At 73.1% G+C, this 18,784-nt stretch carries 18 protein-coding genes; 6 read left to right on the forward strand and 12 right to left on the reverse strand.

What is annotated here, in order from left to right:
* Window positions 1-19: 19 nt before the first annotated feature.
* Window positions 20-1,150 carry a PP2C family protein-serine/threonine phosphatase gene (locus ACFYZF_RS04375; protein WP_387015857.1) on the reverse strand — a complete coding sequence of 377 codons (1,131 nt, stop codon included), beginning with the start codon at window positions 1,148-1,150 and terminating at the stop codon, window positions 20-22.
* Between the two features lie 99 nt (window positions 1,151-1,249).
* Between ACFYZF_RS04375 and ACFYZF_RS04380 the strand changes: the two genes are divergently transcribed.
* Window positions 1,250-1,879, forward strand: coding sequence for a MarR family winged helix-turn-helix transcriptional regulator (locus ACFYZF_RS04380; RefSeq protein WP_387015860.1), 630 nt, complete (start codon window positions 1,250-1,252; stop codon window positions 1,877-1,879).
* Between the two features lie 93 nt (window positions 1,880-1,972).
* On the opposite strand, the gene ACFYZF_RS04385 is transcribed toward ACFYZF_RS04380, so the two are convergent.
* Window positions 1,973-3,238: an ROK family protein gene (locus tag ACFYZF_RS04385; RefSeq protein ID WP_387015863.1), complete on the reverse strand. Its 1,266-nt coding sequence runs from the start codon at window positions 3,236-3,238 to the stop codon at window positions 1,973-1,975.
* Between the two features lie 40 nt (window positions 3,239-3,278).
* Between ACFYZF_RS04385 and xylA the strand changes: the two genes are divergently transcribed.
* The 4 genes from xylA to ACFYZF_RS04405 all read left to right on the forward strand — a co-directional run bounded on the left by xylA (window position 3,279) and on the right by ACFYZF_RS04405 (window position 8,607).
* Complete coding sequence (gene xylA, locus ACFYZF_RS04390; RefSeq protein ID WP_387015865.1) at window positions 3,279-4,469, forward strand: xylose isomerase; 1,191 nt, start codon at window positions 3,279-3,281, stop codon at window positions 4,467-4,469.
* Between the two features lie 10 nt (window positions 4,470-4,479).
* Entirely contained in the window at window positions 4,480-5,943 is a 1,464-nt protein-coding gene (gene xylB / locus ACFYZF_RS04395; RefSeq protein WP_387015869.1) for a xylulokinase, read from the forward strand.
* Between the two features lie 41 nt (window positions 5,944-5,984).
* Window positions 5,985-7,085, forward strand: a complete 1,101-nt coding sequence (locus ACFYZF_RS04400; RefSeq protein WP_387015871.1) for a DUF5925 domain-containing protein — start codon at window positions 5,985-5,987, stop codon at window positions 7,083-7,085.
* A 97-nt stretch (window positions 7,086-7,182) separates the two neighbouring features.
* Window positions 7,183-8,607, forward strand: coding sequence for an MFS transporter (locus ACFYZF_RS04405; protein ID WP_387015873.1), 1,425 nt, complete (start codon window positions 7,183-7,185; stop codon window positions 8,605-8,607).
* A gap of 37 nt (window positions 8,608-8,644) precedes the next feature.
* Here ACFYZF_RS04405 and ACFYZF_RS04410 read toward each other — a convergent pair whose 3' ends face one another.
* The 10 genes from ACFYZF_RS04410 to ACFYZF_RS04455 form a co-directional block, all read right to left on the reverse strand.
* Window positions 8,645-10,321: an alpha-amylase family glycosyl hydrolase gene (locus ACFYZF_RS04410; RefSeq protein WP_387016071.1), complete on the reverse strand. Its 1,677-nt coding sequence runs from the start codon at window positions 10,319-10,321 to the stop codon at window positions 8,645-8,647.
* Between the two features lie 80 nt (window positions 10,322-10,401).
* Window positions 10,402-11,475: a LacI family DNA-binding transcriptional regulator gene (locus ACFYZF_RS04415; RefSeq protein WP_387015877.1), complete on the reverse strand. Its 1,074-nt coding sequence runs from the start codon at window positions 11,473-11,475 to the stop codon at window positions 10,402-10,404.
* Between the two features lie 63 nt (window positions 11,476-11,538).
* Window positions 11,539-12,504 carry a carbohydrate ABC transporter permease gene (locus ACFYZF_RS04420; RefSeq protein ID WP_387015879.1) on the reverse strand — a complete coding sequence of 322 codons (966 nt, stop codon included), beginning with the start codon at window positions 12,502-12,504 and terminating at the stop codon, window positions 11,539-11,541.
* Window position 12,505: 1 nt separating this feature from the next.
* A complete protein-coding gene (locus ACFYZF_RS04425; protein WP_387015882.1) occupies window positions 12,506-13,555 on the reverse strand; it encodes a carbohydrate ABC transporter permease in 1,050 nt (349 codons plus the stop codon).
* A 70-nt stretch (window positions 13,556-13,625) separates the two neighbouring features.
* Window positions 13,626-14,972: an ABC transporter substrate-binding protein gene (locus ACFYZF_RS04430; protein ID WP_387015884.1), complete on the reverse strand. Its 1,347-nt coding sequence runs from the start codon at window positions 14,970-14,972 to the stop codon at window positions 13,626-13,628.
* 333 nt (window positions 14,973-15,305) lie between these two features.
* Window positions 15,306-15,797 carry a TspO/MBR family protein gene (locus tag ACFYZF_RS04435; protein WP_387015887.1) on the reverse strand — a complete coding sequence of 164 codons (492 nt, stop codon included), beginning with the start codon at window positions 15,795-15,797 and terminating at the stop codon, window positions 15,306-15,308.
* Window positions 15,798-15,961: 164 nt separating this feature from the next.
* Window positions 15,962-16,105 (reverse strand): GPGG-motif small membrane protein, encoded by a 144-nt coding sequence (locus ACFYZF_RS04440; protein ID WP_350884567.1) that lies wholly within the window; start codon window positions 16,103-16,105, stop codon window positions 15,962-15,964.
* Window positions 16,096-16,869 (reverse strand): metallophosphoesterase, encoded by a 774-nt coding sequence (locus ACFYZF_RS04445; RefSeq protein WP_387015890.1) that lies wholly within the window; start codon window positions 16,867-16,869, stop codon window positions 16,096-16,098. The genes ACFYZF_RS04440 and ACFYZF_RS04445 overlap by 10 nt, the downstream gene beginning before the upstream one ends.
* Window positions 16,870-16,882: 13 nt before the next feature.
* Window positions 16,883-17,179, reverse strand: a complete 297-nt coding sequence (locus ACFYZF_RS04450; RefSeq protein WP_387015893.1) for a hypothetical protein — start codon at window positions 17,177-17,179, stop codon at window positions 16,883-16,885.
* The gene (locus ACFYZF_RS04455; protein ID WP_387015896.1) at window positions 17,176-17,979 is read right to left on the reverse strand and encodes a nucleotidyltransferase family protein; all 804 of its coding nucleotides are present in this window, start codon (window positions 17,977-17,979) and stop codon (window positions 17,176-17,178) included. Before ACFYZF_RS04455 ends, ACFYZF_RS04450 begins: the two co-directional genes overlap by 4 nt.
* On the opposite strand from ACFYZF_RS04455, the gene ACFYZF_RS04460 reads away from it, so the two are divergent.
* A complete protein-coding gene (locus tag ACFYZF_RS04460) occupies window positions 17,915-18,724 on the forward strand; it encodes a dTMP kinase (protein WP_387015898.1) in 810 nt (269 codons plus the stop codon). The two genes, ACFYZF_RS04455 and ACFYZF_RS04460, sit on opposite strands and share 65 nt — an antisense overlap.
* Window positions 18,725-18,784: the final 60 nt, after the last annotated feature.

The raw sequence follows: 18,784 nt of genomic DNA on the forward strand, positions 1-18,784 counted from the left end.
ACGGCTGGGCCAGCCCCGGTCACGGCTGGGGGCCGGTCCAGTCCAGGCAGACCACCACCGCGTCGTCGACGAGGTCGCCGGCGACGAACGCCCGCAGGTCGCCGAGCAGCGACCGGACCGCCTCCAGCGGCTCCATCGGGCCGGTCCGGCGCAGGAACCGGTCCAGCGCCGTCCCGCCGTACCGGGCATCCTGGCCGGTCGCCTCGATGACGCCGTCGCTGAGGACGAAGAGCCGGTCCCCGCGGCGCAGCGTGAACTGCTGCTCCCGGTAGTCGGTCCCGTCGAACATGCCCAGCGGGAACTGCGCCTCCAGGGGCTGCTCGACCACGTCGCCGTCGCGCAGCAGCACCAGTCGGGGTGAGCCGGCGTCGACCACCGTCATCGTCCCGCCGGCGAGGTCCAGCTCCAGCAGCAACGCCGAGACGTGCTGCTCGCCCCGGTGCAGGGCGTACACCGCCTGGTCGGCCAGCGCCGCCTGGTCGGCCAGGCAGAGCCCGCCCCGTCGGGCGTTGCGCAGGGCGTGGGTGGCCAGCGCGGTCAGCACGGACGCGGTGACCCCCTCACCCATCCCGTTGATCGTCGACAGCCACAGCCGGTGCCCGTCGTCGGACCAGTCGAAGCTGTCGCCGCGCACCGCGTACGCCGGTTCGAGCTGTCCGGCCAGGCTGAACGAGGGGCGGATCCGGCTCCGGCCGGGCAGCAACTCCCACTGCATCTCGGCGGCCAGGGTGAGCCGGCGGCTGCGGCGGGCGGCCCGGTACACGTCGGTGCCTTCGTTCACCGCCATCAGTTCGTGGCCGAGGGCGGTGGCGATTCCGAGCAGCTCGTCTCGGGCGGCCCGGTCCTCGGGGAGCGGGGTGACCCGCAGCACCCCGCGCCGTTCCCCCCGCATGCTCACCGGGAAGTAGCCGGTCCGGTCGGCCAGGATCGGCTCCTGGTGGTCGAAGCACCGCCAGGCCGGATGTCCCGGCCCGGTCACCGGCTCACCTTCCGTGAGCGGAAGCAGCGCCGCGAGTCGGTAGTCGACCTGGAGCAGTTCGACGTCCGTGATCCCGTACGACCGTTCGAGGTCCGTGGCGATTCGGTCGACCAGCAGGTCGGCCGGCGCCTCGGTCAGCGTCCGGCGGGCCCGGTCTTCCGCACCGATCATCGTCGCTCCTCTGTTTCGGAGGGCCGGCGACCAGGGACGCCGGGTAGTCTCGTGCCCACCATGTCCGAAGAACACGGTCCACGCGGACCAGAAGCGAGTATGGCCGCCGCCCTCGATGCGGCCGCCGGCACCCTGCTCACGGTCTTCGAGGCGGCGCGCGAGCGGACCACCAGCCGGCTCTCGGGGGCGCAACTGCGCGCGGTGATGGTGGTCGAGCAGCACGACGGGATCAACCTGCGTCGGTTGGCGACGCTGCTCGACATGCTGCTCTCCTCGGCCAGCAGGCTCTGCGACCGGCTGGTGGCCGCGGGCATGCTGGAGCGCGAGCCCGGCCGGTCCGACCGCCGGGAGATCTCCCTGCACCTCACCGCGGAGGCCGAATGGCTCCTCGCCGAGTTGCGGGCCGACCGCCGGCAGCGGCTTGCCGTGATCCTGGCCGGGATGACCCCCGAGGGGCGTCGGGCGCTGCTCGCCGGCCTCCAGGAGTTCGACGAGGTGGCCCGGCACCGGCACCCGCCGGAGCCGCCGGTCGCGGAGCCGTCCGCCGAGACCCGGTCGGGGGAGCGGGCGACGGCGACCGGGCCGGGTGACTGGTCCTCGGGGGAGCCGCAGGCCGGCTGGTCGAGCGGGAACCGGCCCGGCGGGATACCGCACGGCCGGTCGACCGGCGACGCACCGAGCGGGTGGTCCGGCGAGGCCGCCGCGGGCGGCTGGTCGCGTACGGCCTGACCCTGGTCCGCATCCCCGGTCGGCAGCAGTCGCGGGTCGGCGACCCGGACCACCCACGGCGAGGGTGTCCGCCGTGCATCGACGAAGAGCAGGTCAGCCGGTGCGGTTCAGCCATCCGACCGGGTCGGCGACGATCCGCCGGACGACGGAGCCGGCCGCGCCGACCACGGCGGCCTCCGGGCCGAGCGCCGAGGAGCGCACAGTCACCGGCGACCAGCCGGCGGTGAGCACCCGCCGGGACACCTCGGCCAGCACCGGTGGCCGCAGCCAGGGCGTGAGCAGGGCGTATCCGCCGCCGAGCACCACGGTGTCGAGGTCCAGCAGGTTCACCACGCCGGCCACCGCGACCCCGAGCGCCTGCCCGGCCTCGGCCAGGGCCGCCCGGGTCGCGGGGTGGTCGGCGGCCGCGAGGTCGGCCAGCCGGGTCGCGGCGGTGTCGGCCGGGAGGTCCGCCCGGTCCAGCCCGGCGGCGGCGAGGATGGCCTCCTGGCCGGCATACCGTTCGAGGCAGCCCCGGCCGCCGCACCGGCAGGGCCGGCCCTCCGGCTGGACGGGGATGTGACCGATTTCGCCGCTCCAGCCGCGTACGCCCCGGAAGAGGGCGCCGTCGAGGACGATCCCGGCGCCGATGCCGACCTCGCCGGAGACGTGCAGGAAGCTGACCGGCCCGTCCGGGTCGGCGTGCAGCTCGCCCAGCGCGGCCAGGTTGGCCTCGTTCTCCACCACCAGCGCCGGGATGCCGGGGACCGGCTCGACCAGCGGCGGATGGGCGGCGAGCAGTTCGGGGACGGGCACGTCCCGCCAGCCTAGGTTCGGGGCGAGCCGGACCAGCCCGGCCGCGTCGACCAGCCCGGGCACCGCGAGGGCGGCCCCGGCCAGGGTGAGCCCCTGCCGTTCGGCGTCGACCCGGGCGGCGGCGGCCAGCCCGACGAGCCGGGCCAGCGTGTCGGCGGGGGAGACCGGGCGCAGGTCGGCCCGGCGCACGGTGTGGTGCCGGATCTCGCCGGCCAGGTCGACCACACAGGCGGCCAGGTAGTCGACGTTGACCTCCAGGCCCAGCCCGGCCGGGCCGTCGCCGGCCAGCACCAGGCCCCGGGCCGGGCGTCCGGCGCCGGTGCGGGGGGCCGGCTCCGACTCGCCCACCAGCCGGCCGGCGACCAGGTCGTCGACAACGGCGGAGACGGTGGCCCGGGTCAGGCCCGTCGCGGCGGCCACCGCGGCCCGCGACGGTGGGCGGGGCGCGGCGGCGATCCGGCCGAGCACCACGGCGAGGTTCAGCTCGCGCAGGCTGCGCTGGCGGACCGCCACGGCCGGAGCGGCGGGGCGGGTCACCCCTTGACACTGCCACACGCCCGTCAAATAATTCAACCACTGAACTAATAGCTGCCGGAGGTCCGCCATGGCGTCCCGTCCCACCCCCGCCGACAAGTTCTCCTTCGGCCTCTGGACGGTCGGCTGGCAGGCCCGCGACCCGTTCGGCGACGCCACCCGCCCGGAGCTGGACGCCGTCGAGGCCGTAGACAAGCTCGCCGAGCTGGGCGCGTACGGGATCACCTTCCACGACGACGACCTGATCCCCTTCGGCGCGGACCCGGCCACCCGCGACGGACGCATCACCCGGTTCCGCAAGGCGCTCGACGCGACCGGGCTGGTCGTCCCGATGGTCACCACCAACCTCTTCACCCATCCGGTGTTCAAGGACGGCGGATTCACCAGCAACGACCGCGACGTGCGGCGGTACGCGCTGCGCAAGGTGCTGCGCAACGTCGACCTCGCCGCCGAGCTCGGCGCGCGCACCTTCGTCATGTGGGGCGGTCGGGAGGGCGCCGAGTACGACCTGGCCAAGGACGTCCGTTCCGCGCTGGACCGCTACCGCGAGGCCGTCGAGCTGCTCTGCCAGTACGTCGTCGACCAGGGATACGACCTGCGCTTCGCCATCGAGCCGAAGCCGAACGAGCCGCGCGGCGACATCCTGCTGCCGACCATCGGGCACGCGCTGGCGTTCATCTCCACCCTGGCCCGCCCGGATCTGGTCGGACTCAACCCCGAGGTGGGCCACGAGCAGATGGCCGGGCTCAACTTCGCCCACGGCATCGCCCAGGCGCTGTGGCAGGGCAAGCTGTTCCACATCGACCTCAACGGCCAGCGCGGCATCAAGTACGACCAGGACCTGGTCTTCGGCCACGGCGACCTGCTCAACGCGTTCGCCCTGGTGGACCTGCTCGAGCACGGCGGCCCCGACGGCGGCCCGGCCTACGACGGCCCCCGGCACTTCGACTACAAGCCGTCGCGCACCGAGGACATGACCGGGGTGTGGGCCTCGGCGGCGGCGAACATGCGCACCTACCTGCTGCTCAAGGAGCGGGCCGCGGCGTTCCGGGCCGACCCGGAGGTGGCCGAGGCGCTGGCCGCCAGCCGGGTCGCCGACCTGGCCACCCCGACCCTCGCCCCCGGCGAGGGCTACGCCGACCTGCTCGCCGACCGCTCCGCCTTCGAGGAGTACGACGTCGACGCCGCCGCCGCCGCGCGGGGCTTCGGCTTCGTCCGGCTCAACCAGCTCGCCGTCGAGCACCTGCTCGGCGCCCGCTGAGGTAGCCGCCATGCCCCTGGTCGCCGGGTTCGACTCGTCCACCCAGTCCTGCAAGCTGGTGATCCGCGACGCGGAGACCGGCGCGCCGGTCCGCTCCGGCCGCGCCCGGCACCCCGACGGCACCGAGGTCGACCCGCAGGCCTGGTGGGATGCCCTGGAGGCGGCGGTCGAGACGGCCGGCGGGCTGGGCGACGTCGCCGCTGTCTCCGTCGCCGGGCAGCAGCACGGCATGGTGTGCCTCGACGAGGCGGGCCGGGTCGTCCGGCCGGCGCTGCTGTGGAACGACACCCGGTCGGCCGGGGCCGCCGCCGAGCTGATCGAGGAGGCTGGCGGCGGCGCGGTCGGCCGGCGGTTCTGGGCCGACGCGGTGGGCTCGGTGCCGGTGGCCAGCTTCACCGCCACCAAGCTGCGCTGGCTGGCCCGGCACGAGCCGGCCGCCGCCGCCCGGGTGGCCGCCGTCTGCCTGCCGCACGACTGGCTGACCTGGCGGCTGGCCGGCGCGCCCGGCCTGGCCGCCCTGCGCACCGACCGCAGCGACGCCAGCGGCACCGGCTACTGGTCCCCGGCCACCGGGGAGTACCGCCTAGACCTGCTGGAGCGCGCCTTCGGCCGCCGGCCGGCGGTCCCCGTCGTGCTCGGCCCGGCCGAGGCCGCCGGCGCTCTGGACCCGACCGCCCTGGTCGGCCCGCCGTCCGGGGCCGGCCCGGCGACCGGCGGGGTGCCGATCGGACCGGGGGCCGGGGACAACGCCGCCGCGGCGCTCGGCGTCGGTGCCCGGCCCGGGGACGTGGTCGTCTCCATCGGCACCTCCGGCACGGTGTTCAGCGTCGCCGACGCCCCGGCGACCGACCCGAGCGGTGCGGTGGCCGGGTTCGCCGACGCCACCGGCCGGTACCTGCCGCTGGTCTGCACGCTCAACGCGGCCCGGGTGCTCGACGCCACCGCCGGCCTGCTCCGGGTGGGCCTGGACGAGCTGTCCGACCTGGCGCTGTCCGCGCCGCCCGGCGCGGACGGGCTGGTCGTGGTCCCCTACCTGGAGGGCGAGCGGACCCCGGACCGGCCGTCCGCCACCGGCGCGGTGCACGGGCTGACCCTGACCACCTCGACCCCCGCCCACCTGGCCCGGGCGGCCGTCGAGGGGATGCTCTGCGCGCTCGCCGACGGTCTCGACGCGCTGGTGGCCCAGGGGGCCCGGGTCGAGCGGGTGATCCTGGTCGGCGGCGGCGCCCGGTCGGCGGCGGTGCGCCGCATCGCGCCGCAGGTCTTCGGCCGCCCGGTCGTCGTCCCGCCGCCCGGGGAGTACGTCGCCGACGGAGCGGCCCGCCAGGCCGCCTGGCTCGCCCTCGGCGGCGAGGCCCCGCCCGACTGGTCGCCGGCCGGCACCGAGGAGCACTCCGCCGACGCCGTCCCCGCCGTCCGTGAGCGCTACGCCGCTGCCCGCGACCGGGTGCTCGACCGCGTCGATCCGGCGTAATGGGCTGTACGCGGGCCGTCCCGGCTGGGGATCATCGACTGATGCTGACCATCCCCGCCGGTGACGGCCCGCATCACCTGCCCTCGGTCCTCCAGTACGACGACGCGGACACCCCGTGCGACGTGATCGACGCGCTGGCGCTGGCGGACTTCGTCACCGGCCGACACCCCTGGTCGCAAACCGTGCGGCTGTCCCGGATCCGTCCCGAGGCGACCCTCACCCCGCCCGACGGGCGGCTGCTGCGCACCGCCATCGAGAACCGGCAGCGGTCCCGGCTGCTGGCCGGCGACGGCTGGACCGCCCGGGTGGTGATCTGGAAGGGACGGGGCGCCGAGGTGACCGTCACCGCCGTCAGCGACGAGGTCGGCCGGGCGGCCCTCGACCGGATCGTGGAAGGGGCGGCCGAGCCGGAGGACCTGGACACCGGACGGATCGGCTTCTGGCACCAGAACCCGCGCCGGGGCGCCCAGCGGGACCTGCGGTCCATCGCCGCCCCCGAATGGCCGCTGATCCGCGGCAACTACACGGCGACCGCGCGGGCCGACCTGGACGCGCTGATGGCGGTCACCCCGGAGACCATCACCGGCCGGCTGGTGCTGCTGCACGGCGCGCCCGGAACCGGGAAGACCACCGCCCTACGGGCGCTGAGCCGGCGGTGGCGGCAGTGGTGCCAGATCGACAGCGTGCTCGACCCCGAAGTGCTCTTCTCCGACACGTCGTACCTGTCGGAGGTCGCCGTCGGCGAGGAGGAGGACGGGGAGGGCCGCGCCGGCCGGCGGTGGCGGCTGCTCATCCTGGAGGACTGCGACGAGCTGATCCGCAGCGAGGCGAAGCAGGCCACCGGGCAGGCGCTGTCCCGGCTGCTCAACCTCACCGACGGGCTGCTCGGGCAGGGGCGGGACGTGCTCGTCGCGATCACCACGAACGAGGACCTGTCCCGGCTGCACCCGGCGGTGGTCCGCCCCGGCCGCTGCCTGGCCCGGATCGAGGTGGGCCCGCTGTCGTACCGGGAGGCCACCGACTGGCTCGGCACCGCCGCCGGGGTGCCGACCGTCGGGGCGACGCTGGCCGAGCTGTACGCGCTGCGCGCCGGCGTCCCCACCACCCCCTCCGTCCACGCCGAGATCGGCGGCTACCTCTGACCGGACGGGGTCGCCCCCGAGGGGAACGGGCTATCCGCCGGGCCGCCGGTGGGGGGCGCTCACCGGGCCGTCGTCGGCGCCTGGTTGGCTGCCCGACATGAGCTCGACGAGGAGCGGGCCCCGGGCGGCCCGGGGCGGCGGCCCGGTGCACCGGCTCTACAGCGTCGTGGTCTTCGTGCTGCTCGCCTCGCTGGACAACGTGGCGATCGGCCTCGTCCCGCCGCTGTACGGGCCGATCTCCGGGGCGCTCGGCGTGCCGCAGCGGCTGCTCGGCCTGGTCACCGCGGTCAGTTTCCTGGTCAGCGCCGTCGCTGCGGTCGGCTGGGCGTACGTCGGCGACCGGACCGACCGCAAGCCGCTGCTGATGATCGGCACCCTGGTCTGGGCGGCCGGCACCGGCGGCAGCGCCCTGGCCCAGAACTACCCGACGTTCCTGGCCGCCCAGCTCGTCGCGGCGGTGGGCCTCGGCGCGGTCGGCTCGGTCGGCTTCTCGGTGGTCACCGACCTGATCTCGCCGCGCCGACGCGGGCTGGTGATGAGCTTCTGGGGGCTGTCCCAGGGCGTCGGCACCCTGGCCGGGACGCTCGCCGGCGGGCTGCTCGGCGCCACCGATTGGCGGCGGCCGTTCTGGCTGCTCACCGTCGTCGGGCTGGCCGCGACCTTCGCGTACCTGTTCACGTACGGCATCCGGCGCGGGCAGAGCGAGCCGGAGCTGGCCGAGGCGCTCGCCACCGGCGCCGAGTACGACTACCGGATCACCCGGGCCGACCTGCCCCGGATCCTGGACCGCCGGACCAACCGGTGGCTGGTGCTCCAGGGCCTGACCGCCCAGGCCGCCTTCGGCTCGCTGGTCTGGCTGCCGGTGCTCTTCGCCGAGCGGGCCGAGGACCAGGGCTACTCGGCGGTCACGGCCGTCGTGGTGGGCAGCGTCTTCGCCACCCTGTTCCAGCTCGGCGGGGTGTTCTCCATCGTCGGTGGCCTGGTGGGCGACGCGCTCCAGCGGCGTACCCCCCGGGGCAGGGCGCTGGTCGCGGCGGTGGGCATCCTCGCGGCCCTGCCGTTCTACCTGGTCCTGTTCTTCGTGCCGATCCGCATCGACGTGCCCGACGGCGGCGGCACCGGCGCGATCGTCGGCGCGGTGCTGGCCAGCGTCGTCACCGAGCCGACGGTCGGGCTGAGCCTGCTCACCGCCGTGCTGGCGCTGGCGCTCACCTCGGCGAACTCGCCCAACTGGTTCGCCCTGATCGCCGACGTCAACCCGCCGGAGCACCGGGGCACCGTCTACAGCCTCGGCAACCTGGTCAACGGGGTCGGCCGGGCGGCCGGCAACGGCCTGGTCGGGGTGGCCTTCCACGCCCTGCGGGCGGCCTTCCCGCCGCCGCTGAACTACGCCGTCGGGCTGGCGGCGTTCCAGCTCTTCTTCATCCCCACCGGGGTCATGTACTGGCTCGCCTCCCGCACCTCGCCCCGGGACATCGACGCCGTGCACGACCTGCTGCACGCCCGCGCCGACCGCCTGTGAGGCAGGGCCCCCCGGGAAGGGGCCCTGCCCGCGCCTGTCAGGCGGCCCGGAACCAGACCGTCACGTCGGTCGGGACCGCGCCGTCGGCGGTCAGCGGGGCGCTGGCGTGCAGCACCTCGGCCCCGGCCGGCAGCGGCGTCGCCGCGTCGCCGAAGTTGGTCAGCACGGCCACCTCGCCGTTGCGGAAGGCCAGCACCTCGTCGCCGGAGGAGAGCCAGAACAGGGTGCCCCGGCCCAGCCCGTGCTCGCGGCGCAGCCGCAGCGCGGTCCGGTACAGCTCGTACGTCGAGCCGGGCACCCCGCGCTGCCGGTCCAGGGCGTACTCGGCCCACACCGGCGGCTGCGGCAGCCAGCTCGCATCGGTCGGCCCGAAGCCGTACGACGGGGCGTCGGCCTCCCACGGGATCGGCACCCGACAGCCGTCCCGGCCCCGCTCGGTGTGCCCGCTGCGCTCCCAGGTCGGGTCCTGCCGGGCCTCGTCGGGCAGCGTCATGTGCTCCGGCAGACCCAACTCCTCGCCCTGGAACAGGTACGCGGAGCCGGGCAGGGCCAGCATCAGCAGGCTGGCCGCCCGGGCCCGGCGCAGGCCGAGCGCGGCGTCCGGCTGCGGGTCGCCGATGCCGATGCCGTTCGGCTTGGGGGTGCCGACGGGCAGGCCGAGCCGGGAGGCGTGCCGGACGACGTCATGGTTGGACAGCACCCAGGTGGTGGGAGCGCCCACCTTGTCGGTGGCCTCCAGCGAGCGGGTGACCACGGCGTACTGGGCGGGGGCGGTCCAGGCGGCGAGCAGGTACTCGAAGTTGAACGCCTGGTGCATCTCGTCGGGCCGGACGTACCGGGCCAGCCGCTCGGCCGGCTCCACCCACGCCTCGGCGACCAGGATCCGCTCCCCGGGGTACTCGTCGAGCAGGCGTCGCCAGTCCCGGTAGATCTCGTGCACGCCGTCCTGGTCCCACATGGGCGGGCGCGGCTTGTCGACCTCGTTGCCGGAGAGGATCGCCTGGGGCTCCTGCCAGTCCGCCAGGTCGGCCTGCTTGACCAGCCCGTGCGCCACGTCGACGCGGAAGCCGTCGACCCCGCGGTCCAGCCAGAACCGCAGCACGTCCAGGAACTCGGCGCGGACCTCCGGGTTGTCCCAGTCGAGGTCGGGCTGGCCGCGGTCGAACAGGTGCAGGTACCACTGGCCGGGGCGGCCGTCCGGCTCGGTGACCCGGGTCCACGCCGGACCGCCGAACACGCTGCGCCAGTCGTTCGGCGGGCGGTCGCCGTCGGGGCCGAGGCCGTCGCGGAAGACGTACCGGGCACGCTCCGGGCTGCCGGGCGCGGCGGGGAGGGCCGCGGAGAACCAACGGTGTGCCGACGAGGTGTGGTTGGGCACCAGGTCCACGATCACCCGCAGGCTGCGGGCGTGGGCCTCGGCGATCAGCCGGTCGGCGTCGGCGAGCCGGCCGAACAGCGGGTCCACGTCCCGGTAGTTGGCCACGTCGTAGCCGGCGTCCGCCTGTGGCGAGGGATAGAACGGCGAGAGCCAGATCGCGTCCGCCCCCAGCTCGACCAGGTGGTCGAGGCGGGCGGTGATGCCCGGCAGGTCGCCGATCCCGTCGCCGTCGGAGTCGGCGAACGAGCGCGGGTAGATCTGGTAGATGACGGCCTCGGTCCACCAACCGGTGGCCGGGACGGCGGATGGTTCCTGCTGGGTCGCGTTGGTGTTCAGGGCCTTCTCCCGTGTGTCGACGCCGTCGCCGGTCATGTTCCCGCCCGTCATGTTCCCGCTCGGCGGGTGGGCGAATCCGTTCAGTCTGGCCGGGGCGGCGCGGTCGAGTCCCGCACGACGAGCCGAGTGGGCAGGATCACCGGTCCGGACGCCGGGCCCGCCGGTCCGGTGTCGCCCGGGGCGGGGACGATCCGCCGTACCGGCTCGGAGAGGGCCCGGCCGCCGAGCGGGTCGAGCAGGATGCGCGCCGCGAGCCGGCCCTGCTCCGCCGCCGGCTGGGCGATCGTGCTCAGCCCGAGCACCCCGGACAGCTCGTGGTCGTCGATGCCGATGACGCTGACGTCCTGCGGCACCCGTAGGCCCGCGTCGCGCAGCGCGCGGATCGCGCCCATCGCCATCTCGTCGCAGGCGGCGAAGATCGCCGTCGGTGGTTCGCCCCGGGCGAGCAGCTCGGTGGCGGCCAGGTTGCCGCCGTCGACGGTCAACTTCGACTCGATGTCGAGGCTCGGGTCCAGGGGCACGCCGGCGGCGCGCAGCGCGTCCTGGTAGCCCCGGCGGCGGTCCAGGTGGGCGGTGAAGGCCAGCTCGTCGTCGGGGTCGCCGGAAATGTGGGCGATCCGGCGGTGACCCAGGTCGAGCAGGTGGCGGGTGGCGGTCCGCGCCGCCGCCACGTCGTCTATGCGTACGCAGGGCCAGCCGGGCACCCCGCTGCCGGAGCTGATGGTCACCCCGGGCAGGTCCAACGTGGTCAGCTCGGCCAGTTCGGCCGGGCGCAGCGGGGTGGCGACCAGCATGACCGCGTCCACCCGCTTGTTCAGGTTCGCGGCGCGCAGCACCCGCTGCCGGGTGCGTTCCCGGCCGCCGAGGTTGTAGAGCAGGAGGTCGTAGCCGGACTCGTTCAGGGTCTCCTCGACCGCCTCGACCACGGTGCCGAAGAACCAGCGGGTGATCCGGGGGACCACCACCGCCACGGTGGCGGTCCGGCCGCTGGCCAGCCGCGACGCGCTCGGCGATACCGCGTACTGAAGTTGCTCGGCGGCGGCGAGCACCCGGCGACGGGTGGCCGCGGAGACGGTCGGGAGGCCGCGCAGCGCGCGGGAGACGGTGGCTGTGGAGACCCCGGCCAGGCGGGCGACATCATCGATCTTCGTCATGGTTATCCCGCCCCGGTGACCCGACCGCCGCCGCCCGGAACCGGGCGGCGGCGGTCGTCCGGTTCAGCCCTTGACGCTGCCGGCGAGCAGGCCGCGCACGAAGTACCGCTGGAGCGACAGGAACACGACCAGCGGTACGACCATCGAGACGAACGCGCCGGCGGTCAGCCGTTGCCACTCGTTGCCCCGGGTGCCGGCCATCTCGGCCAGCCGGACGGTGAGCGGCGCGGTCTCGTTGCCGCCTCCGGCGAAGATCAGCGCGACCAGCAGGTCGTTCCAGACCCAGAGGAACTGGAAGATCCCGAAGGCCGCGATGGCCGGGGTGATCAGCGGCAGGACGATGGTGCGGAAGATCTTCGGGTGGGTGGCCCCGTCGACCCGGGCCGCCTCCATCAGGTCCTTGGGCAGCTGCGAGATGAAGTTGTGCAGCAGGAAGACGGCGAACGGAAGCGCGAAGCAGGTGTGCGCGAACCACACCTGTGCGAACTTCTGCTCGTCGACCAGGTCCCAGGCGGGCATGATGGTGACCCCGCCCAGGCTGACACCGGTGGAGAAGAACTTCAGCAGCGGCACGAGGGCCATCTGCAGCGGGACGATCTGCAACGCGAAGATCGCGATGTACATCCAGTCCCGGCCCTTGAAGTTGATCCACGCCAGCGCGTACGCGGCCAGGGACGCGAACGCGAGCGGGAACAACACCGACGGGATGGTGATCGCCAGCGAGTTGATGAAGTAGCTGGCGAGCTGCCCCGACGAGGACGAGCTGCCGAACAGCACGTCCTGGTAGTTCTCCAGGGTGAACTGCGGGTCGGTGAAGAACGTCCACCAGCCGTTGGACTTGATCTGGTCCTCGGGCCGGACGGAGGAGACGAGCAGGCCGAAGGTCGGGATCGTCCAGAGCAACGCGATGACGATCGAGACCAGGGTCGCGGTGCGGCTGTTCAGCCGCTTGCGCACCCGGCCGGCGGTCGTGGCGGTCTTCCCGGTGGCCTGGGCGCCGGCGGGGAGCGTGGGCGTCGTGGTGGTCATCTCAGCCCTCCCGCTGTTGACGCAGGTTGCGGATCTGGTAGATCACGAGCGGGATCACCAGGACGAAGAGGAACACCGCCAGCGCCGAGCCCTGCCCGTTCTGGCCGTACCGGAACGCCTGGTTGTACATCTCGTTCGCGATGACGCTGGTGTCGTAGTTGCCGTTGGTCGCGGTCCGGACGATGTCGAAGACCTTGAGCGTGGCGATCGACAGCGTCACCACCACGACGATCAGCGCCGGCCGGATGCTCGGCATGGTGATCTGCCAGAACATCTGCCACGGGCTGACCCCGTCCAGCCGGGCGGCCTCGACGATGTCGCCCGGGATGGCCTTGATCGCGGCGGAGAGCACCACCATGGCGAAGCCGGCCTGGATCCAGACCATGATCACGATCAGCAGCAGGGTGTTCAGCGGAGAGTCCAGCAGCCACTGCTTCGGCTCGCCGCCGAGGCTCACCACGATCTGGTTGAGCAGACCGATCTGCTCCTGCCCGTCGCCGCGGAAGGCGTAGACGAACTTCCAGATGATCGCGGCGCCGACGAACGAGATGGCCATCGGCATGAAGATCAGTGACTTGGCCACCGACTCGAACCGGGCCTTGTCCACCATGACGGCGTAGAGCAGCCCGAACGCGGTGGCCACCAGCGGCACCAGCAGCACCCAGACGAGCGTGTTGATCAGCACCCGGACGATCGAGTCCTCGGAGAACATCCAGGTGTAGTTACGCAGACCGACCCAGTTGTCGCTGCTGCCGTCCATGAAGGAGAGCAGCGTGGTGCGGATGGCCGGGACGACCAGGCCGATGAGGAGCAGCAGCACCGCGGGCAGCAGGAAGAAGAACGCGAACATGCCCTCGCGCTGCTTCGGGCGCCGGGGCAGCGGGGCCCCGCTCGCCGAGGCGGCGACCAGCTGCGCCTCACGGCGTCGGGCGAACCAGGACGGCACGGCGTCGAGGAGCAGCAGCAGGCTCCCGACGACCGCGACGAACGCGATCAGCCCGTACATCAGCATGAGGAGCTTCGGCTGCTCTTCGGCGAAGTCGAACTCCATCAACCCTCCTTCGGGGTTTCGACGCGGCCGGTGGGCCGGCCCTCTTCAACGGGCCGGCCCACCGCCGGGATCACTTCGGCCAGCTGCTTTCGATGCCCTTGAGCACCGTGGCAGTGTCCTTGCCGTTGATCCAGTCGACCATGCCCTTCCAGAAGGTCCCGGCGCCGACGGCGGCCGGCATCAGGTCCGAGCCGTCGAAGCGGAACACGGTCTTCTGGTCCTGGAGGATCTGGACGGAGAGCTTGTCGACCGGGTTCGGCACGTTGGCCAGGTCGAGCTTGTTGTTCGCCGACACCCAGTCACCGATCTTGGCGCGGCTGTTGGCGTACTCGCCGGAGGCCAGGTAGGTCTGCACCGCCTGGACCTCGGGACGGTCGGCGAAGGCCGCGACGAACTCGCCGCCACCGAGGACCGGCTTGCCCTTGGCGGGGTCGATCGCCGGGAAGTAGAACGCGAAGACGTCGCCGTCCTCGGCCACCTTGGTGCCCTTCGGCCACTGGTTGGCGTAGAAGGACGCCTGCCGGTGCAGGGCGCACTTGCCGGCGGTGATCGGCGTGCCCGCCTCCTGGAAGGAGGTGGTGGCGATGCTCTTCACGCCGCCGAAGCCGCCGTTGACGTACTTCTCGTTCTTGAGGATGGTGCCGGCCTTGTCGAGGGCCTCGGCGACCTTCGGGTCGTTGAACGGGATGCCGTGGGTGGTCCACTGGTCGTAGACCTCGGGGGTCTGCGTCCGCAGCATCATGTCTTCGATCCAGTCGGTGGCCGGCCAGCCGGTGGCGTCACCGGACTCGATGCCGGCGCACCACGGCTTGGTGCCGCTCGTCGCGATCTTGTCGCTGAGGGCCGTCAGCTCGTCCCACGTGGTGGGGACGGTCCAGCCCTTCTCCTTGAACGTCTTCGGCGAGTACCACACGAAGGACTTGACGTTCGAGCCGAGCGGAGCGCCGTAGAACTGGCTTTTCACGGTGCTGTACTTCAGCCAGTCGGCCGAGTAGTTCTGCTCGGCCATCGCCTTGGTGTCGGCGCCGGCCGGCTTGAGCTTGCCGGAGTCGACGAACCGCTTGATCAGGCCGGGCTGCGGGATGAAGGCCAGGTCGGGCGCGTTGCCGCCGTCGACCCGGATACCGAGCTGGGCCTCGAACTCGCCGCTGCCCTCGTGGTCGATCTCGATGCCGGTGCAGTCCTCGAACTGCTTCCAGGACTGGTCGAGGCGGTCGGCCTCGATGTCCCGGATCGACGAGTAGATCGTGACCTTCTTGCCGTCGTGATCCTTGTACTTCTCATATGCCGCGCACTCCGCGGAGCCCGCGTTCTCGCTCTTCTTGTCGTCGCCGGTGCCGCAGGCAGTGACGCTGAGCGCCAGCCCCAGTGCGCCAGCGACCGCGAGAGCCTGGCGTGGTCTGGCAGATACCGCCATGCCGTTCTCCTTCCTTGCCGGCGCGGTCGTGCTCGACGCAGCGCCGGTCCGATGGGCGTCACCACATGCAAGCGCTTGCATTGGAGCGAGTCCAGCCCCAGCCGGACACGGACGAGTAACAATCCCGAAACCCGCTCACCCCTAGTGGGCACGCTCCCACGGATAGGGGTCGTGGCCGCCCGGGAGGCGTCCGAAGGGCCGTTCGAGGGCCTTCCGGGGGGATAGTTCAGACACGCTGAGAGCAGTCAACGGCGACATCCCCAACGTCCCGCGCTGCCGAGGCGCGATAGGGGTTCCCCCTGTCGACGCCTCGCGTCGACAGGGGCCCTGCTCTCAGTTCAGCTGCCAGACGGACCAGTTCAGGGCGGCGGCGAAGGTGACCCAGGCCCAGTACGGCAGCAGCAGCGTCGCTGCCGGGCGGGAGAGCCTCGCGAAGAGCGCCACGGTCACCCCGATGGCCAGCCACATCAGCACGATCTCGGCGAAGGCGAGGCCGTACCGGCCGGCGCCAAAGAACAGCGGGGTCCAGATCGCGTTCAGCACGAGTTGGGCGGTCCAGGCCCACAGCGCCGGGCCGAAGCCGGCCCGTCGCCAGACCAGCCACCCCGCGATGGCGATCAGCGCGTACAGGAGGGTCCAGACCGGGCCGAACAGCCAGGACGGGGGTGCCCAGTCCGGCTGGTTCAGGCTCGCGTACTCCTCGGAGGTGCCCCGCACGCCGAGCCCGCCTATGGCGGCGGCCACCGTCACCGCCGCGCCGAAGCCGAGCAGCGCCCACCACTTCCGCGCCCCGGTCGACCGCCGGGCGCTGTCCGAAACTGTCATGCCGAAGAGGTGCCCGGCGATCCGGGCACCAAAACTCCGCCCGCGCCCACCCGGCCTACGGACGGCAGGACGCCGGGGCCGTCCTGACCGTTGCTCCTGTCTGGGAGGACGGAGCTCCGGTCACGACGACCCCGGCGGGTCGGTGGTGGTTACGAGATCAGGCGTCAACTGAAGATGCTGACACCACCCGGGCCGACCAACAGCCCGACCACGATGAGGACGACGCCCCACAGGATCTGCCGGCGGAACAGCGCCAGGATGCCGGCGACCACGAGAATGACTGCGAGAATCCAGAGAATCAGCTCCATGGCTGCTGAATACCCGAGTGACCGATCCGGGAAACCTCGCCGGCGTCCAGATGATCTCCCAGGTGGAAGATGCTGTACGCCTGCTTGATCACCGGGTGGGCGACGTTGCGGACCCGGACCCCGCCCGGGGTGGTGCCCCGCTCGCTGCCGGCGTGCGCGTGCCCGTGCAGGGCCAGCGCGGTCGGCGCCGAGTCGATGGCCTGCCCGAGCTGGTACGAGCCGAGGAACGGGTAGATCTCCAGCGGTTCGCCCGCCAGGGTGTCCGGCACGGGGGAGTAGTGGGTGAGCGCGACCAGCAGGTCGCAGTCCAGCCCCCGCAGCGCCGTGCCCAGCGCCTCCGCGCTCTCGTTCGTGGTCCGGACGAACGACTTCATCTCCGGCTCGCCGAAGTCGCTGGCGCACCGGCCGGCGAAGCCACCGCCGAAGCCCTTCACCCCGGCCACGCCGAGTCGCCCGCCGGCGAACTCCAGCACGATCCCCTCGCCCTCCAGCACCCGGATGCCCGCGTCCTCAAGCACCTTGACCACCTGTGGCACCTGGTCACACTGGTGGTCGTGGTTGCCGAGCACCGTCACCACCGGCACCCCCAGCCCGCCGAACTCCTCGGCCACGCAGCGCGCCTCGGCCTCGGTGCCGTGCCGGGTCAGGTCGCCGGCGAGCAGCAGCACGTCGGCGCAGTCGGCCAACTCGTTGAGGGCGGGCCGGAACCGGCCCACCACGTCCTGGTCCACGTGCACATCGCCCACGGCGGCGATCCGGATCACCTTTCGACCTCCCTCACGGCAACTGCTCGACTTCCGTGGGCGCCTGCGCGCGGATCACCCCGATGTCGCTGGTGACCGGCACGTCGGGGAAACGCTCGGCCACCCGGCGCAGGATCTCCTCCCGCCGGTGCGGACTCTCCACCTCGCCGTAGAGCACCAGGCCCCGCTCCCGGCGGACCACGGTGATTCCCTGCTCGGCGACGGCCGGGTCCTCGGCGAGCAGCCGCTGGATCTCGGCCTCCACGTACTCGTCGGGCGCCCCGGCGGCGACGGCGGGCGTCCCGGCGGCATGGTCGCGGTACGCGCTCACACGATCTCCTTCTCCTCGGTGGCGCCGGAGTGCGGCACCACGTCCAGCCGGTCGATCAGCACCAGGAACGCCTCGGCGTACGGCGAGTGCTGCGTCTCCTTCCGTACCCGTTCCCAGTCGATCTGCTCCCGCAGCGACCGGGCCAGCGGCAGCGCCCGGGCGAAGTCGCAGTAGTGCTGGGAGAAGCTGAGCAGCTTGTGCACCATGAGCTGGCTCGCCGAGAGCACCGGCATGTGGATCGCGTCCACCGGCCGGACGATCGTGTCGGCGAAGGTCTCCTCGGTCACCGGGGTCTCGATCGGCCGGTGGATCAGGTCCACCATCCGGCCATCGTCGTAGACCTTCACCAGCCAGTCCTCGGGCGGGCGCTCGGCGGTGAAGCCCGCCTCGACCAGGGCCTCCATCGCCCGGTCGACGTCCTGCCCCCGGATCAGGAAGTCGACGTCGTGGTCGCTGGAGTGCCCGCCGTGGGCGTACACCGCGAAGCTGCCGCCGAGGGCGAACGGGATCTCGGACTGTTTGAGCACGGCGGCGACCTTCTTCAGCGTGTGCACCAGGGTCTCGTCCCCGCGCTCGGCCATCTGGCTCTCCCGTCGGTCGTGAGGTGGACAGGCGGATTCGAATTGCGTACCCGGCACAGAGGTCGCCCACACCTGAGCCTCGCCCGACGGGGCGGCAATGGGGTGCGGACGGACAAATCGCCGTGGTGGGCGCGGGTCCGATAGGCTGGGGAGAGTGGCCAGATCACTGCGGGAGCGGCGCGGCAAGGCCCGACTGCGCGCCGTAGCCCTGATCGGCATTGACGGCTCGGGCAAGACCACTCAGGCCCACCACCTCGCCGAGGCGCTCACCGCCGCCGGGCGTCCGGCGACATACCACCGCAACGCCGGCGGGCGCCGCTGGCTTGGGCGCCTCGCCCAACGGCTCGGCCGTCCGGACGCCGAGCGGCTGGTCGGCCGGCGCGGCCTGCTCGCCCTCGAGTCCCTGCTGCGCTGGCTCGCCATCGCGGCGGCGCTGCTGAGCTGCCTGGTCACCGGCCGGACGGCCGTGATGGACCGCTACTCCGCCTGCCAGTACGCCAGCATCCGGGCGCATGGCGGGCAGCGCTGGGAGCGGCTGGCCCGCGCCGGATACCGGATGTTCCCGCCGCCGCAGGTCACCTTCCTGCTCACCGTCGAGCCGGCCGAGGCGTACCGGCGGATCGAGCAGCGCGGCACCGACCACGAGACCATCGGCTGGCTGACCGCCGCCGACACCGCCTACCGGACGCTGCCCGAGTTCCCCACCTTCGTGGTGGTCGATGCCGGTCGCCCGCCGGAGGAGGTCTCCCGGCAGATCCGGGCCCACCTGGCCGCCTGGCTGCCGACCGAGTGGCCCGCGCCGGCCGGGGAGCCCGTGCCGGTCGGGCAACCCGCGCCGGTCGGGCAATCCGTGCCGGTCGGGCAATCCGCGCCGGTCGGGGAGCCGGCACCGTCCGGCCCGGGTCGGGCCGATGCGGCAGACCGGGGCGCGGGCCAGCGGCTGGCGGCTCAGGGCCGCCCGTAGGCCGGAACGCCCGCGCCGGGCCGAGGCCTCGACCGTTCGCGCCACCCCGGCCGGGGGTGC

The organism is Micromonospora sp. NPDC001898, assembly GCF_042891255.1.
Taxonomy (GTDB): Bacteria; Actinomycetota; Actinomycetes; order Mycobacteriales; family Micromonosporaceae; genus Micromonospora.

Bases quoted from the DNA above. Each gene is read 5' to 3' on its own strand.
- ACFYZF_RS04375 (WP_387015857.1), bottom strand. From the start codon at position 1,150: ATGATCGGTGCGGAAGACCGGGCCCGCCGGACGCTGACCGAGGCGCCG.
- xylB (WP_387015869.1), top strand. From the start codon at position 4,480: ATGCCCCTGGTCGCCGGGTTCGACTCGTCCACCCAGTCCTGCAAGCTG.
- ACFYZF_RS04400 (WP_387015871.1), top strand. From the start codon at position 5,985: ATGCTGACCATCCCCGCCGGTGACGGCCCGCATCACCTGCCCTCGGTC.
- xylA (WP_387015865.1), top strand. From the start codon at position 3,279: ATGGCGTCCCGTCCCACCCCCGCCGACAAGTTCTCCTTCGGCCTCTGG.
- ACFYZF_RS04455 (WP_387015896.1), bottom strand. From the start codon at position 17,979: ATGCCGATCAGGGCTACGGCGCGCAGTCGGGCCTTGCCGCGCCGCTCC.
- ACFYZF_RS04430 (WP_387015884.1), bottom strand. From the start codon at position 14,972: ATGGCGGTATCTGCCAGACCACGCCAGGCTCTCGCGGTCGCTGGCGCA.
- ACFYZF_RS04405 (WP_387015873.1), top strand. From the start codon at position 7,183: ATGAGCTCGACGAGGAGCGGGCCCCGGGCGGCCCGGGGCGGCGGCCCG.
- ACFYZF_RS04420 (WP_387015879.1), bottom strand. From the start codon at position 12,504: ATGACCACCACGACGCCCACGCTCCCCGCCGGCGCCCAGGCCACCGGG.
- ACFYZF_RS04425 (WP_387015882.1), bottom strand. From the start codon at position 13,555: ATGGAGTTCGACTTCGCCGAAGAGCAGCCGAAGCTCCTCATGCTGATG.
- ACFYZF_RS04380 (WP_387015860.1), top strand. From the start codon at position 1,250: ATGGCCGCCGCCCTCGATGCGGCCGCCGGCACCCTGCTCACGGTCTTC.
- ACFYZF_RS04440 (WP_350884567.1), bottom strand. From the start codon at position 16,105: ATGGAGCTGATTCTCTGGATTCTCGCAGTCATTCTCGTGGTCGCCGGC.
- ACFYZF_RS04435 (WP_387015887.1), bottom strand. From the start codon at position 15,797: ATGACAGTTTCGGACAGCGCCCGGCGGTCGACCGGGGCGCGGAAGTGG.
- ACFYZF_RS04415 (WP_387015877.1), bottom strand. From the start codon at position 11,475: ATGACGAAGATCGATGATGTCGCCCGCCTGGCCGGGGTCTCCACAGCC.